Source organism: Sphingobium sp. B7D2B (assembly GCF_025961895.1).
Taxonomy (GTDB): domain Bacteria; phylum Pseudomonadota; class Alphaproteobacteria; order Sphingomonadales; family Sphingomonadaceae; genus Sphingobium.
Map to the genome: position 1 here is coordinate 375,075 of NZ_JAOQOM010000001.1, position 15,524 is coordinate 390,598.

The 15,524-nt window shown below is 66.5% G+C and carries 15 protein-coding genes; 14 read left to right on the forward strand and 1 reads right to left on the reverse strand.

The features are described 5' to 3' along the window. Positions 1–12: 12 nt before the first annotated feature. From M2341_RS01715 to lptG, 4 genes are all read left to right on the forward strand, one after another. The gene (locus M2341_RS01715; RefSeq protein WP_181560908.1) at positions 13–261 is read left to right on the forward strand and encodes an acyl carrier protein; all 249 of its coding nucleotides are present in this window, start codon (positions 13–15) and stop codon (positions 259–261) included. 4 nt (positions 262–265) lie between these two features. Next, positions 266–1,525, forward strand: a complete 1,260-nt coding sequence (gene spt / locus M2341_RS01720) for a serine palmitoyltransferase (protein ID WP_264583992.1) — start codon at positions 266–268, stop codon at positions 1,523–1,525. Positions 1,526–1,737: 212 nt separating this feature from the next. Beyond that, positions 1,738–2,949 (forward strand): LptF/LptG family permease, encoded by a 1,212-nt coding sequence (locus tag M2341_RS01725; RefSeq protein WP_181560907.1) that lies wholly within the window; start codon positions 1,738–1,740, stop codon positions 2,947–2,949. 3 nt (positions 2,950–2,952) lie between these two features. Next, on the forward strand, positions 2,953–4,047 hold the full coding sequence (gene lptG, locus M2341_RS01730) for an LPS export ABC transporter permease LptG (protein WP_264583993.1): 1,095 nt from the start codon (positions 2,953–2,955) through the stop codon (positions 4,045–4,047). Positions 4,048–4,565: 518 nt separating this feature from the next. Here the strand turns inward: lptG and M2341_RS01735 are convergent. Then, positions 4,566–5,381 (reverse strand): flagellin, encoded by an 816-nt coding sequence (locus M2341_RS01735; protein WP_181560905.1) that lies wholly within the window; start codon positions 5,379–5,381, stop codon positions 4,566–4,568. Between the two features lie 374 nt (positions 5,382–5,755). Here M2341_RS01735 and M2341_RS01740 point away from each other — a divergent pair, with 374 nt between their 5' ends. The 10 genes from M2341_RS01740 to M2341_RS01785 are packed head-to-tail and all read left to right on the forward strand — an operon-like array spanning position 5,756 to position 15,521. Further along, on the forward strand, positions 5,756–7,015 hold the full coding sequence (locus M2341_RS01740; RefSeq protein WP_264583994.1) for a sigma-54 interaction domain-containing protein: 1,260 nt from the start codon (positions 5,756–5,758) through the stop codon (positions 7,013–7,015). Between the two features lie 17 nt (positions 7,016–7,032). Then, positions 7,033–7,389, forward strand: coding sequence for a flagellar hook-basal body complex protein FliE (gene fliE, locus M2341_RS01745; protein ID WP_181560903.1), 357 nt, complete (start codon positions 7,033–7,035; stop codon positions 7,387–7,389). A 4-nt stretch (positions 7,390–7,393) separates the two neighbouring features. After that, on the forward strand, positions 7,394–9,154 hold the full coding sequence (gene fliF, locus M2341_RS01750) for a flagellar basal-body MS-ring/collar protein FliF (protein ID WP_264583995.1): 1,761 nt from the start codon (positions 7,394–7,396) through the stop codon (positions 9,152–9,154). Then, positions 9,147–10,163 (forward strand): flagellar motor switch protein FliG, encoded by a 1,017-nt coding sequence (gene fliG / locus M2341_RS01755; RefSeq protein ID WP_264583996.1) that lies wholly within the window; start codon positions 9,147–9,149, stop codon positions 10,161–10,163. Before fliF ends, fliG begins: the two co-directional genes overlap by 8 nt. Then, the gene (locus M2341_RS01760; RefSeq protein ID WP_264583997.1) at positions 10,156–10,839 is read left to right on the forward strand and encodes a flagellar biosynthesis protein; all 684 of its coding nucleotides are present in this window, start codon (positions 10,156–10,158) and stop codon (positions 10,837–10,839) included. The genes fliG and M2341_RS01760 overlap by 8 nt, the downstream gene beginning before the upstream one ends. Beyond that, positions 10,836–12,167 carry a FliI/YscN family ATPase gene (locus tag M2341_RS01765; protein WP_264583998.1) on the forward strand — a complete coding sequence of 444 codons (1,332 nt, stop codon included), beginning with the start codon at positions 10,836–10,838 and terminating at the stop codon, positions 12,165–12,167. The genes M2341_RS01760 and M2341_RS01765 overlap by 4 nt, the downstream gene beginning before the upstream one ends. Positions 12,168–12,172: 5 nt before the next feature. Then, complete coding sequence (locus tag M2341_RS01770) at positions 12,173–12,592, forward strand: hypothetical protein (protein WP_319801063.1); 420 nt, start codon at positions 12,173–12,175, stop codon at positions 12,590–12,592. Further along, positions 12,589–13,980: a flagellar hook-length control protein FliK gene (locus tag M2341_RS01775; protein ID WP_264584000.1), complete on the forward strand. Its 1,392-nt coding sequence runs from the start codon at positions 12,589–12,591 to the stop codon at positions 13,978–13,980. The genes M2341_RS01770 and M2341_RS01775 overlap by 4 nt, the downstream gene beginning before the upstream one ends. 12 nt (positions 13,981–13,992) lie before the next feature. Next, complete coding sequence (fliL, locus tag M2341_RS01780; protein WP_264571515.1) at positions 13,993–14,613, forward strand: flagellar basal body-associated protein FliL; 621 nt, start codon at positions 13,993–13,995, stop codon at positions 14,611–14,613. A gap of 38 nt (positions 14,614–14,651) precedes the next feature. Next, positions 14,652–15,521, forward strand: a complete 870-nt coding sequence (locus M2341_RS01785) for a flagellar motor switch protein FliM (protein WP_264584001.1) — start codon at positions 14,652–14,654, stop codon at positions 15,519–15,521. The last annotated feature ends 3 nt before the right edge of the window (positions 15,522–15,524 follow it).

Sequence of the window (15,524 nt, forward strand, 5' to 3'; positions counted from 1 at the left end):
AAAGTCGCAGCCATGTCGGACCGTCAGGACGTCTACGCGCAGATTGCAGCGCAGATCGAACCCTTCAACAAGAAGGGCGTCGCCTTGAGCGACAGCACCACCTTCGCCGGCGACCTGGAGTGGGACAGCCTCACCGTCATGGATTTCGTCGCCGCCATCGAGGACGAGTTCGAGATCATCATCACCATGAACATGCAGGCGGAGATCGAGACGGTCGGCCAGCTCGTCGATGCGGTGATGAAGCTAAAGGCGGAGGGCTGAAGCCATGGCGAGCGTGATCGACGGGGCGGAAACCACCATGCGCGTGGCGGAGGCCGACAAGGACCTGTTCTCCAAGTTCGATCCCCTGATCGCCGAGCGCGAGGCGCTGCTGGCGACCGGCGTGCGCGATCCCTTCGCCATCGTGATGGACGAAGTGAAGTCGCCCACGCTTGCGGTGATCAAGGGCAAGGAGACGATCCTGCTCGGCACCTATAATTATATGGGCATGACCTTCGACCCGGACGTGGTCGCGGCGGGCAAGAAGGCGCTGGACGAGTTCGGATCGGGCACCACCGGCAGCCGCGTGCTCAACGGGACCTACCAGACCCACAAGGCCTGCGAGGATGCGCTCAAGGACTTCTATGGCACCAAGCATGCCATGGTGTTCTCGACCGGCTATCAGGCCAATCTCGGCATGATCTCCACGCTGGCGGGCAAGGGCGATTACATCGTGCTCGATGCCGACAGCCATGCCAGCATCTATGATGGCTGCGCGCTCGGCAATGCCGAGATCGTGCGCTTCCGCCACAACAGCGTGGAGGATCTGGACAAGCGCCTCGGGCGCCTGCCGGCCGATGCGCTCAAGCTGGTCGTGCTGGAGGGCGTCTATTCGATGCTCGGCGACGTGGCGCCGCTGCCGGACATGGTCGCCGCGATCCGCAAGCACCCCAATTGCATGATCCTCGTCGATGAGGCGCATGGCATGGGCTTCTTCGGCCCCAATGGCCGTGGCGTCTATGAGGAGCAGGGCGTCGAGAAGGAGATCGATTTCGTCGTCGGCACCTTCTCCAAGTCGGTCGGCACGGTCGGCGGCTTTTGCGTCTCGGACCATCCCAAGTTCGATGTGATGCGCCTCGTTTGCCGGCCTTATGTGTTCACCGCTTCGCTGCCGCCGAGCGTCGTCGCCACCGCCGCGACCTCGATCCGGAAGCTGATGCACGCCGGCGAGAAGCGCGCGCATCTGTGGGAGAACAGCCGCCGCCTGCACAAGGGGCTCATCGATCTCGGCTTCACGCTCGGCACCAAGACGCCGCAGTCCGCCATTATTGCGGTGATCCTTACGGACCAGACGCAGGCCGTGGCGATGTGGCAGGCGCTGCTGGAGCTGGGGCTCTATGTGAACATGGCCCGTCCGCCCGCGACACCGGCCGGCACCTTCCTGCTGCGCTGTTCGCTCTGTGCCGAGCATTCGAGCGAGCAGGTCGGCCAGATTCTCGAGATGTTCGCCACGGCGGGCCGGATGACGGGCACCATCGCTGGCTGATCGACCGGCCGGGCCTGTCACAGCCCGGTCAAGCCGCCCGTTGGTCGCACGACCGGGCGCCTTCCCGGCTCCGGCTGACGCGCGGCGCTATGATCTTGCGGGGGTTCACACACTCTAAGGTTGCGGCGCGGGCGCATCCCGCTTACGGCCTTGCCGTGTCCGGACCTTCCGGCCGGGCCACCTGAACCGGCTCAAGGAACCTGCGGACTCTCATGCTGACCGCTCTGGACCGCTACATGGCGAGGCTGATCGCGGTCCCGCTTTTCGCAAGCCTCATCGTTGCGGCGATGCTTCTGGTGCTGGACCGGATGCAGCGGCTGTTCGTCTTCGTCGCGACCGAGGGCGGTCCGGTGAGCGTGGTGTGGCGGATGCTCGCCAATCTCCTGCCCGAATATCTCGGCCTTGGCATTCCCATCGGCCTCATGCTCGGCATCCTGCTCGCCTTCCGCAAGCTGGCTCTGTCCTCGGAGCTCGATATTCTGCGCGGCGTCGGCCTCTCCTATACGAAACTGCTCAAAGTGCCGTATATGTATGCCATTGCGCTGGCGATCTTGAACCTGACCATTGTCGGCTTCATCCAGCCGGACAGCAAATATGCCTATGAGCGGCTGAGGTTCGAGTTGCGCTCGGGCGCGCTGGGCGCATCTATCAAGGTCGGCGAGTTCACCAAGCTGGGCGATGGCATCACCATCCGCATCGAGGAGAGCGAGGACGAAGGCAAGAAGCTGAGCGGCATCTTCGCGCGCATGGACAGTGACGGCGGCCAGTCGCTGGCGGTCACGGCGGCGCGCGGGCAGTTCCTGGCGACCGACGATCCCGATACGATCATCATGCGCCTTACCGATGGCGTGCTGGTGCATAATTCGCCCAGCTTCACCGAGCCGCGCATCCTCTCCTTCTCCAACCATGATCTGCCGATCTCGCTACCGAAGATCGAGGAGTTCCGTACGCGCGGCGATGGCGATGTGGAGCTGAGCCTGCCGGAGCTGTTCCGCGCCGGCCTCACCCGCGATACGGCGCTCGGCCGGGCGCAGGCTTGGTCGAACTTCAATTTCCGCGTGGTGGAAGTGGCGATGATGATGTTGCTGCCGCTCGCGGCGATTGCCTTCGCCATCCCGCCGAAACGCTCGACGTCCGCGCTCGGCGTCTTCTTGTCGATCGTCTTCATCGTCACCTATCACAAGATCAACCAGACGATGCAGTCGCTGGGCGCACTGGGCCGGATCGATCCGTTCCTCGGCCTGTGGGGACCGTTTCTCATTTTCGCCGGGATCATCGCCTGGCTCTATTATCAGACCGCCTATGTGCCCGGCGGCCAGCCCATCGGCGCGCTGGATCGTCAGTTCGCCAAGCTGCTCGGCCTGTTCAAGTCGCTGCTCAAATGGTTTGGCGACCGGCGTTACCGCAAGGCACATCGGGGATAGGCCATGCTGCTCAACTTCTTCCCTTCCCGCGCGCTGGCGCTGTATCTGGGCAAGACCTTCCTGCTGCGTTGCCTGGCGATGCTGGCGATGCTGGTGCTGATCCTGCAGATGCTCGATCTGCTGAGCGAGGCCGGCAAGGTGCTGGCCTATCCCGGCAATGGCGATGCGCAGCTATGGCAATATGTCAGCCTGCGCGCGCCGCAGATCATCTCCCGCTTTCTGCCCTTTTCGGTGCTGCTCGGCACGCTGATCACGCTGGCGACGCTCAATGCCAATAGCGAGGTGGTGGCGATGAAGTCCGGCGGGCTCTCGGCCCACCAGATTCTCGCGCCGCTCATATTGGCCAGTCTTGCTGTCGCGGCGATCAGCTATGTGTTCAACGAACGCGTGGTCGTGCGCGCCACCGCGACGCTCACTGCCTGGGAGGCCGCCAAGTTCGGCCCCATTCCCTCCGATCCCGGCGTGAAGGGCAATGTCTGGGTTCGGCACGAGGATGACCTCATCCGGGCCGGGACGATCACCGGCCGGGGCAATGCCGTGCGGCTGCAGGACGTGAACGTCTATGACCGGCATAACAATGCCCTGATCTCCATCGTCTACGCCAAGCATGGGCGCTTTACCCCGGATGGCTGGCTGCTTGAGGATATCCGCGTGTTCGATGTCGTGCGCGGGGTCAGCCGTCATGTCGACCGGATGATGGTCGGCAAGGGGGTCACGCCGGACCAGTTCACGCTGTCTTCGGTGGACCCGGATGCCATGTCCTTCTCCGACCTAAGCGAGGCGATCGATACCTTGCGCGAGGCGGGGCGCCCGGTGGCATCGCTCGAAGGGTCGCTCTGGCACAAGATCAGCGGGCCTTTGTCGGCATTGCTCATGCCGTTGCTGGGCTCCGTCGCCGCCTTCGGCATCGCGCGATCGGGCAAGCTGTTCGTGCGCGCGGTGATCGGCATGGCGTTGGGCTTCGCCTTCTTCGTGGCCGATAATTTTGCGCTCTCCATGGGCAATCTGGGGGTGTACCCCCCGATGCTGGCGGCCTGGGCGCCGTTCCTGCTCTTTCTGGTGGTCGGCGAAGCGGTGTTGATTACCACGGAGGAATAGCGCTCTGCCCGGGTGGGCGGGGCGGTCCTTCGATACGCCGCTTCGACAGCTCAGCAGCTACTCAGGACGAACGGAAGTGGATCCTTGGCACTCCACGTGCTGGATCGGAGCGGAACCGCCACTGTTTTCCCAAGCTCGGAATTTTGTCCACGCCGCCTAACCTTCCGACGTCGTGCGTAACGCTTCTCGACTTCGCTCGAAGCGAACGGAGGGGTAGTGCAATGGAAGGGATCATGGCTGGCCGCTCTCCTTCTGGCCTGCCCCTTACACCTCCGCATACGCATCTGCCTGACGGCTCACTCAGGTGGCTGTTCGATCAGGCCCCTGGATCATCCGCCAGGGGCCGGCGTCCCGCTCCCCACATTAGAAGAAACCCTCCGCCCGGGGGAGCGAAGGGTTTCCATATTCCCTGTTGGGGATGCTGACCCCCGGCACGATGGGGACTCTATGGTGCCGGGGGTCAACCGGGCCGGCGAGTGTGGACCAGTACCCTCGCCGTCCGATCTTAGGTGCTGCCCTTAGCGGAGCAGGCTGAGCACGCCCTGCTGGCTCTGGTTCGCCTGAGCGAGCATCGCCGTGGAGGCCTGGCTGAGGATCTGGTTCTTGGCGAGCGCCGTCGATTCCTCGGAGAAGTCGGCGTCTTCGATCCGCGAACGGGCGTCGGACAGGTTGGTGATCGTGGTGGTCAGGTTGCTGGCAGCCGATTCGAGACGGCTCTGCGTGGCACCGAGATTGGCACGGCCGGTAGCAACCGCTTCGATCGCCGTGTCGATGGCGGTCATCGCTGCACCGATCGTCGTGCCGGCGCCGCCGATGTTCGGTGCGGCGGTGGCGAGCGCGGTGAGCGCGGTCGTCACGGTCGAGGTGTCAACCGAGACAGTGTCGGTCGAGCCGGTGCCGACCTGGATCGAGGTGGCCGTCGCGCTGAACAGCGCCACGCCGTTGAACTCCTGGCCCTGCACCTTGGCGATCTGGTCGGTCAGTGCCGTGACTTCCGCCTGCAGATTGTCACGAGCGGCCGTGTCGTTGGTGCCGTTCTTCGCCTGCACAGCCAGTTCCTTCATGCGGACCAGCATGTTGGAGATGTCGCCCAGCGCGCCTTCAGCGGTCTGCGCGAGCGAGAGGCCATCATTGGCGTTGCGGCGTGCGGCAGCGAGGCCACGGACTTCGGCGGTCATCTTGGTGGCGATGGCGAGGCCGGCGGCGTCGTCCTTCGCGGTGTTGATGCGCTTGCCGGAGGACAGGCGCTCCATGGCCTGCGACAGGCCCTGATTCGCAGCGGCCGAGGCATTCTGGGCCCGAATCGCGGACACGTTGGATGCAATAACAGTCATGTGGTTTCCTTTCCCGCTTCACTGAGGGTCGCTGCCCTTTGGCGGTGGCGGCCTCGAAACCACAGAACGGATAAGGCCTCAGGAGCTTTAGGTGACCGTCTCAAATTTCCCGAAATCACCAATTAATATAATGAAATAAAACGATATATTTTGCAACAAAGCGCGGCTGGCCGGGTTCGTCAAGGGGGGAGCGGAGGCTCTACATGTCATGCGCGGCATGTTTTTCGCGCCTTCAGACGGTCGGCAAAATCCTGCCGCACTGCGGCAATGGCTCGCCGTCGTTAACCGAATGCTAAGCATTTTTTATCACTTTTAACGGGCAAGACGGGGGTGGCTCGCAAGAGCCCGGACTGGACCAAAACGGGGGCTTACGCATGTTGCATGTCGACATGAGTCAGCGCGTACAGCGGCTGTTGCCGGATCTGGACGTGTGGCTCGATACTGCCTGCTTTTCTGTACGAACGGTGGGCGCGGACACGCCGCGTGGTAAATCGATCCAGCGCATTCTCCTCGCCGAGGAAATTGCCGATGCCACGTGTCGCGACCTGCTGATCGAGTGGCGCGAGGGTGCGCCGCGCTTCATGCCGGCCTCCAATGGCTTCCCCGCCCGCATTGCCTTCGGTGCGCAGGACAAGGCGATGGCCTTTGCCCTGATCGCCGAACTGCTCCGCCCCGCGCGGATGCCGGCAGTGGGAGACGAGAGCAGCGCCATGCTGATGCGCCTCGCCCAGCGGATCGCCGCCAGCGATGCGACGGTGCTCGTCCAGGGCGAGACCGGCACGGGCAAGGAAGGTATTGCACGCTTCCTTCATGATATGAGCCCGCGCGCCGACAAGGATTTCATCGCCGTCAATTGCGCGGCGCTGCCGGAAACCATGATGGAAGCCATGCTCTTCGGTCACAAGAAGGGCAGCTTTACCGGTGCTGGCGCGTCGTCCGACGGCCTGTTCCTCGCCGCCAATGGCGGCACGCTGTTCCTCGACGAGATCGCCGAACTGCCGCTGGCTTTGCAGGCCAAGCTGCTGCGCGCGCTGCAGGAAGGCGAAGTGCTTCCCGTCGGCGCGACGCATCCGGTGCCGGTCGATGTGCGCGTCGTCGCCGCCTGCAACCGCGATCTTTCGGCGGAGGCCGATGCCGGTCGGTTCCGTGCGGACCTTTACTGGCGGCTCAATGTGATGCCGCTGCACCTGAGCGCGCTCGCAAGCCGTCCGGGTGACATTCCGGCGATCACCGCTTCGTTTCTGCTGCGCCATCAGAGCGGCCAGTCCGGCTTTGCCTGGCCGACGCCCGCTGCCCTGGCGCATCTTGGCGCGCACAGCTGGCCGGGCAATGCCCGTGAGCTGGGCAATGTCCTGCAGCGGGCCATCGTGCTGCGGGAAGGCGACCAGATCGACGTGAGCGATCTCAGCCTTGCCGGCAACGCCATGCCCGTGCCCGTTCCGGCCGAGCCCGCACCGCTGCCGGCCCGCGCTCGTCTTCAGGATGTTGCCCGCGCCTCCGCCATGGACGCCATTCGCCTCGCTCTGCGCGATACCGGCGGGCATCGCGCCCGCGCGGCGCGCATCCTTGGCATTTCCGAACGTACCCTGCGCTACCGTCTCGCTGAAATGCGTGACCTCGCGCTGGCCAGCTAAGCGCAGGAGGCATCATCATGTCGGGACTTTCCGTCGATAGCGTGCTGGCGCTGCGCCAGAGCATTCTCCAGCGTAACTCCGCGATCCAGGACGCCGCGAAAAGCGCCGCCGGTGCCGCGACCGGCGGCGCGCCCGCCAGCAGCCCTGCGGGTGGCGCCGATTTCGCGGACGCCATGCGCAGCGCCATCGAGGGCGTGAACAAGCTGCAGACCCAGTCGAGCGACGCGACCGCTGCCTATGAGCGCGGTGAGACCACGGACATCGCGGCCGTGATGCTGACCCGCCAGCAGGCGTCGGTGGGCTTCGAGACGACCCTGCAGGTCCGCAACAAACTCCTGTCCGCCTACAAGGACATCATGAGCATGCCGGTGTAATGAGATGAGCGACGCGAACATCACCACCACCACTGGCAACCAGGCAGCGATGCAGCCCGGCTTGCCTGCCCTCTCCGGGTCTGGCGCGGGCTTTGCTGCCGGCGCGCAGGGCATGAAGCTGCGCCTCACCGGCCTGCTTCAGCAACCCGCCGTGCAGCGCAGCCTGCCGATGATCGGGCTCATCACCGTTGCCGCGCTCGCCGCGCTGGCCTGGCTGGCACTGCGCGAGCCGCCGCAGCGCGACCTGTTCCGGGGCTTGCCGGAGGCCGATCAGGCCGCCGTGGCCGAGGCACTGGGCAAGAGCGGCATCGCCTATAATTTCGATCAGACGAGCGGTGCGATCACCGTCGCCGAGACCGATTATTTCAACGCCAAGATGAAGCTCGCCGCCGAGGGCCTGCCCCGCAGCGCGCCGACCGGCGACACTTTGATCGACTCCATGCCGATGGGCGCGAGTCGCGCCGTCGAGGGCGAGAAGCTGCGCAGCGCGCGCGAGATGGATCTGGCCCGCACCATCGAGGCGATCGACGCGGTCACCAAGGCGCGGGTCCACCTCGCGGTCGAGGCGCCGAGCATCTTCCTGCGCGAACGCTCGCGCCCGACGGCATCCGTGATGCTGCAGCTGGCTAATGGTCGCTCGCTGTCCGAAGGGCAGGTCGAGGCCATCGTGCATCTGGTCGCCTCCTCCGTGGGCGATATGGCGCCGGAATCGGTGTCGGTCGTCGATCAGAATGGCCGCCTGCTCAGTAATGCGACCGGGGCGGGCGCGGAGACGGATCGGCAGATCCAGATCCAGAGCCGCATCGAAGATCGCTACCGTCAGGCTGTGACCGCGCTGCTCACACCGATCATCGGTGCCGGCAAGTTCTCGACCGAGGTGCATGCCGAGGTGAACTTCGCCGAGCGGCAGGCCACGCGCGAAACCTATCCGCAGGACGAAGCCCGTCTGCGCGCCGAAACCGGCAGCTGGAACACGGATGCGCAGGGCAATGCCAATGCCACGCCGGGCGGCATCCCCGGCGCGCTGCAGCCCAATCCGCCGGTCAATCCCGCCGATCCGGGCGGCCCGCCGCCGACGCAGGCCCAGGCCAACGCCATGCAAACGCCGCCCGCACCCGGCATGCCGCCGTTCAAGACGACCGAGACCTTCAACCGCAGCTTCGAACTGGGCCGCGAAGTCTCCGTGACGCGGGACGCCGTGGGCACCGTGCAGCGCTTGTCGATCGCCGTCGCGCTGGATCAGGGCACCGATGGCAAGCCGCGCACGCCGCAGGAGATTGCCGCGCTCGAGGCGCTGGTCAAAGGCGCAATCGGCTTCGATCAGGCCCGCGGCGACGTGGTGGCGATTTCCTCCCGCAAGTTCGCCGAAGCCGCCGGGGACGCCGCCACCGATGCGACGCCCTGGTATCAGGAAGCCTGGGTGGCAATGCTCGCCCGTAACGTCTCGGCCCTGCTCGTCGCGCTGCTGCTGCTGGTCGGCATCGGCCGTCCGCTGCTCAAGCGCTGGTCCGCCGCGCAGGCCGAGCGCCAAGTGCTCGATGCACAAATCGGCCAGCAGATCGGCACGGAAATCCAGGCCGAGATCGGCCGGGCCTCGGCGGCGGTGCATGATCCCGCTCAGCCGGTGACCCTCGATATGATCAGCGCCACGCATGACTATAGCGACCGTGCCACGCTGATCCGCAACTTTGTGAAGCAGGACCCTGATCGCGCGGCGCTCGTCGTCCGCGATCTCCTCAAGGATGGAGTGAAGGCCGATGGCTGAGGTCGAAGCCGCCCGCCCGCTCACCGGCAGCGCCGCTGCCGCCGTGCTGCTGATGCTCTTCGAGGAAGACGAAGCCGCGCAGATCCTCTCCCGGCTGGAGCCGGACGAGGTGCGCCAGCTCGGCTACGCCATGTATGACGTCGCCGATGTCGAGGTGGACGAGGTGAATGCCGCGCTCGACCAGTTCGTCTCCAAGGCGCGCGGTCGCACCACCATCGGCTACGGGGCGACGCAGCATATCCGCGGCGCCATGCACAAGGCGCTCGGGCCCGACCGCGCGGACAATATGCTCGCGCGGATCACGCCGCCGACGCGCTCGACCAAGCTCTCGATGCTCAAATGGATGGAGCCGGCTGAGATCGCCGCGATCATCGAGCCCGAGCATCCGCAGATCATGGCCATCGTGCTGGCCCATCTGGACCCGGCCGTGGCCGCCGCGACGCTGCAGCTGCTGCCCGCCGAGGCGCAGGACGATGTCGTCTATCGCGTCGCCACGCTCGGCCCGGTAAGCACCGAGGCGCTGGACGAGTTGGAGCAGCTCATCGCATCGCGCCCGGCGCAGGGCCGCTCGTCCGCCGGTACCACCAAGCGCGGTGGCACCAGCGAGGCCGCCGCGATCATGAACAACATCCGCAAGGATCATGAGCAGCGCATCATCAAGGCGCTGAACAAGCGCGACCGCAATGTCGCCCAGCTCATCGAGGATGAGATGTTCGTCTTCGAGAATCTGCAGGTCCTGTCGGACAAGGATTTGGGCACGCTCATGCGGGCAGTGGACAACGCCATTCTCGTCGTCGCGCTCAAGGGGGCGAGCGACACGCTGCGCACCCGCATCCTGGGCTGCATGTCGCAGCGCGCCGCCCAGTCCATTCAGGACGAGATGGACGAGCGCGGCCCGATGCGCCTTGCCGAAGTGATGGAAGCGCAGAAGGCGATCATCGCCGAGGCGCGCCGCATGGGCGAGGAAGGGGCGATCATGCTGGGCGGAAAGGGCGACGACTATGTCTAGGATCTGGTCGGCCGACTCCGTCAGTGGCGCCGCGCCGCTGGAGAGCTGGGGCAATTTCGGCAGCGTCGGGCGCGATGGCAGGGGCTTTCGCCACCTCTATACCGAGGAGCAGGGCCATCGGGCCTGGAACGTCACCTTCCCCGGCGGAAGCGGGCCCGGCGGCGGCTATGATGAGACGCTGGCCGCTCAGGCGCCGATCGACCCCATCGAGGAAGCCGCGCGCGATGCCTTCGTGCAGGGCTTTCAGGAAGGCGAGCGCATCACACGCGAAGCCGCCGAGCAGGACGATGCGGCGCGGCGGGAGCTGGCTGCCGCTGTTCTGGCGCTCGGAAAAGTGGATGAAGGCGCCTTCGCCACGCTGCTCTCCCAGGCGGTCATCCGTCTGGTCGGGCAGATTGTGGGTGAAGTGCCGATCGATGCCGATGTGCTCCGGGCGCGCTGCGAGGCAGTCGCCGCCTGCATCGACACCGAGGATGCCAAGGCCCGGCTGGAGGTCAACCCCGAGGATCTGCCGCTGTTGCAGGCCGAGCCGCTGCGCTTCTCGCTGGCGGCCAGCGCCGATGTGCCGCGCGGATCGGTCCGTCTCGCTACGGCGGATGGCTGGATCGAGGATGGCCCGGACGTGCGCCTCGCGCGCCTCAAGGCGCTGATGGACGATATGGAGGGCCGGCTGTGATCCAGGCGGAACTCGCCCGCGCTACGCGGCTGCTCGATCATATGCAGGTGCCCAATCAGGCGCCGCGCCATGTCGGCCGGCTGGTCGGCCATGATGGCGGGATGCTCGAAGTGACCGGCTTTTCGCGCCCCATCGGGGCCGGCGCGCGCATTCGTGCGGCCGATGGCACGTCGGTGCGGGCCGAGGTCGTCGGCTTCCGGGGCAGTCGCGCCGTACTGGTGCCGCTCGATCAGGATGCGCCGCTGGAAAATGGCGCGCGCGTCGAGCCGGACAGCGCCGCCAACATGGTGCAGGTCGGCGAGGGGCTGATCGGCCGCGTCATCGATGCCATGGGACAGCCGCTCGATCGCAAGGGGCCGGTGCTTGCCAATGGCCAGTGGCCGCTCGCCGGCGTGCGCGGCAATGTGCTGGATCGCGGCAGGGTGCTGGAACGCTTCGATCTCGGTGTGCGCGCGGTGAATGCGTTGCTGACCGCCGGGCGCGGCCAGCGTATCGCCATCATGGCCGGTTCGGGCGTCGGTAAATCGGTGCTGATGGGCCAGATGATTGCTGGCGCCGAGGCGGACGTGATCGTCACCGGCCTGATCGGCGAGCGCGGGCGTGAGGTCAGCGACTTTCTCGAGACCAAGATCGGCGGCGCGCTGATGCAGAAGAGCGTTGTGGTTGCCGTGCCGGCCGATCATCCGCCGGTGCTGCGCCTGCGCGCGGCTGCCCGCGCGACCGCCATCGCCGAATATTTCCGCGCGCGGGGCAAGCAGGTGCTGCTGCTCATCGACAGTCTCACCCGCTGCGCCCATGCCCAGCGCGAGATCGGCCTGTCGCTGGGCGAGCCGCCGGCGATGAAGGGCTATCCGCCCTCGGCGCTGTCGCTCATCCCCCGCCTTGTCGAGCGGGCCGGCGTGGACAGCCGCTCGGGCGGGTCGATCACCGCGATCTACACTGTGCTGGCCGATGGCGACGATACCGACGATCCCATCGTCGATACCGCCCGCGCCATTGTCGACGGGCATATCGTGCTCTCGCGGCATCTTTCAGAGCAGAGCATCTTCCCGGCCATCGACGTGGGGCGCTCGCTCTCGCGCGTGATGGCGGACATCGTCGATGACGAGCATCTGCGCGCCGCCGCCAATTATCGGCGGCTGTGGGCGGCCTATGAGGAAAATCGCGACCTCATCCTGATGGGCGCCTATCGCCCCGGCAACGATCCGACCATCGATGAGGCCGTGGAACGCCGGCAGCAGTTGTTGGGCTTCCTGCGCCAGAGCAGCAAGTCCACGATTGACGTCGATACTAGCGCCGCGGCGCTGATCGCGGAGTTCGGCGCGTGAGCCGCATGGTCGCCGCGCGCAAGCGCCTCGTCCGGGTGCGGGACGTGCAGCACAATCAGGCCGTCGCCGCGCTCACGCTTGCGCAGGATGAGGCGAGCCAGATCGCCAGCAATGCCCGCCGCATCGCGCAGGTGCGCGAAGAGCTGTGCGGCCAGAGCGGGCAGCAGATCGGCGGACTCTTCGCTGCGCGGCGCGAACTCGCCAGCCGCCTGGAGCGCGCCGGGCGACAGCTCGATGGCGCGCTGTTCGATGCCAATCGGCGGATCGACGCGCGCGATGCGGAACGGGTGGTGGCGGATCGTGAACGCGAAATTGCCGAGCGCCTCAAGGACAAGGCCAAAGCGGCACGGGAAGCGCAGCGCGACGCCCGGCTGGCCGCGCAGCCGCGCGTCCGGCGAATGCAGAACAGGGGACTGGAAGAATGATCAACATCACGTCGCTCTTCAGCATGATGACCGGGCGCACGCCTGCTGCCGATGCGAAGGCCGGGGAACCGGGTCTCGCCACCGGCGGGCAGTTCGCTGCCCTTGTCGAGTTGGCTGCGCTGAATGGCAACGCTCCGGTGGCCGGGGGCGCGGACCTCAGCCTTGTCGTCGACAATGACGGGACCGCGACGACCGGCCCGGCCGGGGCACCCGACGAAGGCTCCAGCGCCGACATCCTCGCGCTGGTCGGCGGTGAAAAGCTGGCTCTGACGGCGCCCGATCGGTTCGCGAGCCAGCCCCAGCAGGCTGTTACCGTCGCGGCTCAGCTGCAGGCGCAGCAGGCCCAGCAGGGCGCTGCGACAGCGCAGGCCCCTCAGGATGCCGCCCTGGCGTTGAGGGAGGGCGAGCCGAATGCAGACGCCGAGGCCGGTGACACGGCCGCAACGGATGATGGCGCCACCAACGCTGTGGCGCCCGCGCAGCCCCTGCAGGCGCAGGTCATTCCCTTCCCGCTCCCGCCCGGGATGCCGGCCATGGCTGCCCATGTTGCCGCCGGCACCGGGTCCAAAGGAGGTCGCGCCGCCGCTGTAGCGCAGGATGGCGCGGCGGCAGCCGCCGGCGTGGCAGCGCTCGCTGCCCCCAAGGCCGATGGCGCGGACTCTCCAAAGGCGGAGAGTGCCAGCCTGGCAGGTGCTCTGGCGGCGCAGGGCGCGACGACCGGTAAGGCCGCGGCGCCGGCTCCAGACACGGCCCAGCGCTTCGTCATCGACTTGCCCGTCGGCATCTCGACCGAGAGCGGCGCTATCAGCAGCACTGGCGGCGCAGGCCAGGCGGCGCCTTCGGCAGCCTCGGCGCTGGGCGCGCAGGTTATCGACATGGGCGTCTCGGGCCAGTGGATCGATCGGCTGGCGCGGGAAATCGCCGGGCTGGCGGAAGGCGGCGGGCATAGCCGCTTCTCGCTCAATCCGCCGCATCTGGGCCGGCTTGAGGTCGATGTGTTCCAGGGCGCCGGCGCCATGGACATCCGCCTGACGGCCGAAACGGATGAGGCCGCACGGCGCCTCAACGAAGGGCGCGGCACGCTGCAGGCCGATGCACGTCTTGCCACCCTGCACCTCGGGCAGATCACGGTCGAGAAGGCCGGCGCCTCCTCGGATGCCGCGCGCGATCAGGGGCAGGCGCAAAGCCAGGCCCAAAATCAGGCGCAAAATCAGGCCCAGGGCCAGGCCCAGCGCGATCTGGCGAGCCAGATGCAGCAGCAGGGTCGCGGACAGGATGGCGATCGCGGGACATCGTTCCCGCGCGTCGCCGGGGAACAATCTCGCCAGCCCGATGAGAGCAGGGTCGCCGCGCGCGACAGTGCCGACGGGCATGTGCGCTTTGCTTAAGGGGATCGATCGATGAGTGACGCACCGGACGCCGGCGCCGCCAAGAAAAAGGGCGGCGGCAAGAAGAAGCTAATCATCATCCTGGGCGCCGTGGCGCTGCTGGGTGGCGGTGGCGCGGCGGCGGGGTTCTTCGCCGCTGGCTCCATGCACAAGGAAAGCGGGCCGGCGGAAGATGCCTTTCGCCCGCAGCTGGTGCTGACCGGCGAGAAGCCCGAGGAGGTCGCCAAGACCTGGGCCGCCAAGGCCGCCGAGCAGCACGCGCCGGAGCGCGAGGGCAAGGGCGTGGATCTGCCCCGCCCGGCCAATGCCTCGGCCTATCAGGCGACCTATTTCCAGATCCCGGCGCCGTTCACCTCCAACCTCGCGGACAGTGACTCCTTCGCGCAGGTCTCGATCGCCGTGTCGACCTATTACGACCAGCGCGTGATCGAGGCGGTGCAGGCGCATGAGCTGCCGATCCGCTCGGCCATCCTGATGATGATGGCTCAAGAGCAGGAGCTCGACCTCTCAACCCCGCAGGGCAAGGAGAAGCTCCAGGCGAAACTTCTGACTGTTATTAACGATGTTTTGAAGGAAAAGACGGGCTACGGCGGCATTGATAACGTTTATTTTACCAATTTCGTTATTCAGTAGCGCCGTGTCCGACGGGGGTCGGACGGGGACAATGAACGATGAATGACGTGCAGCCTTTCGCGCTCGGGCGACAGACCAGTGAGCCGGTCGCCGCGATCAGCGGACTGGAAAAACTCGGCGAGCGGGTGAGCCGCCGGTTGCGCGCGATCATCGAGCCCTATGGGGGCGCGCGTCCGCTGGTCACCGCGCTGCCGCTCGAAGAAACCATGTTCATGATGTGGGATGCGAGCGCGCCGGAGTTCGCCAGCCTCTCGCTCTATCGCCTGCACCCCATCAAGGGGCCGGTGGTGCTGCGCATCGACGCGCCGCTGGTCTCGCTGCTGGTCGATCGCTTCTATGGCGGCAAGGGCGACCGCGCGAGCAGCGACAAGCGCGAGTTCACGCCCACGGAAACCCGGCTCGGTGCCCGGCTTGCCGATGGCATCATCGCGGCGCTGGTCGAATGCTGGGCCGAGATCGCCCCACTGGAACCAGTGCTCATCAACCGCGAGACCAATCCGGCCCATGCCCAGCTGATGTCCGGCGAGACGGCCATCGTGGTGCAGGGGTTCGAGGTCGACATGGGCGATCATCGCCCGCGCATCATCGAGTTCATTTATCCCAAGGCCGGCTTTGGCGGGCTGGAGATCGTCGGATCGCCCAAGGCGGGGGACGAGGCCCGGCCGGCCGACCCGGTCTGGCGGACCCGTCTCGCCACCCGGCTGGACGATGTGCGCTTCCCCGTCCGCACGGTGCTTGCGCGGCCCAATCTCAAAATGGCGGAGCTGATGTCGCTGAAGCCTGGCGACGTCATCCCCATCCACATCGCGCGGCAATTGCCGCTGCTCGTCGGGGACCGCGTGTTCGCGCAGGGCACCGTGGGCGAACAGGACGGCAGCGCCGCCTTCATGATCGAAAAACTGGCCTGAGGA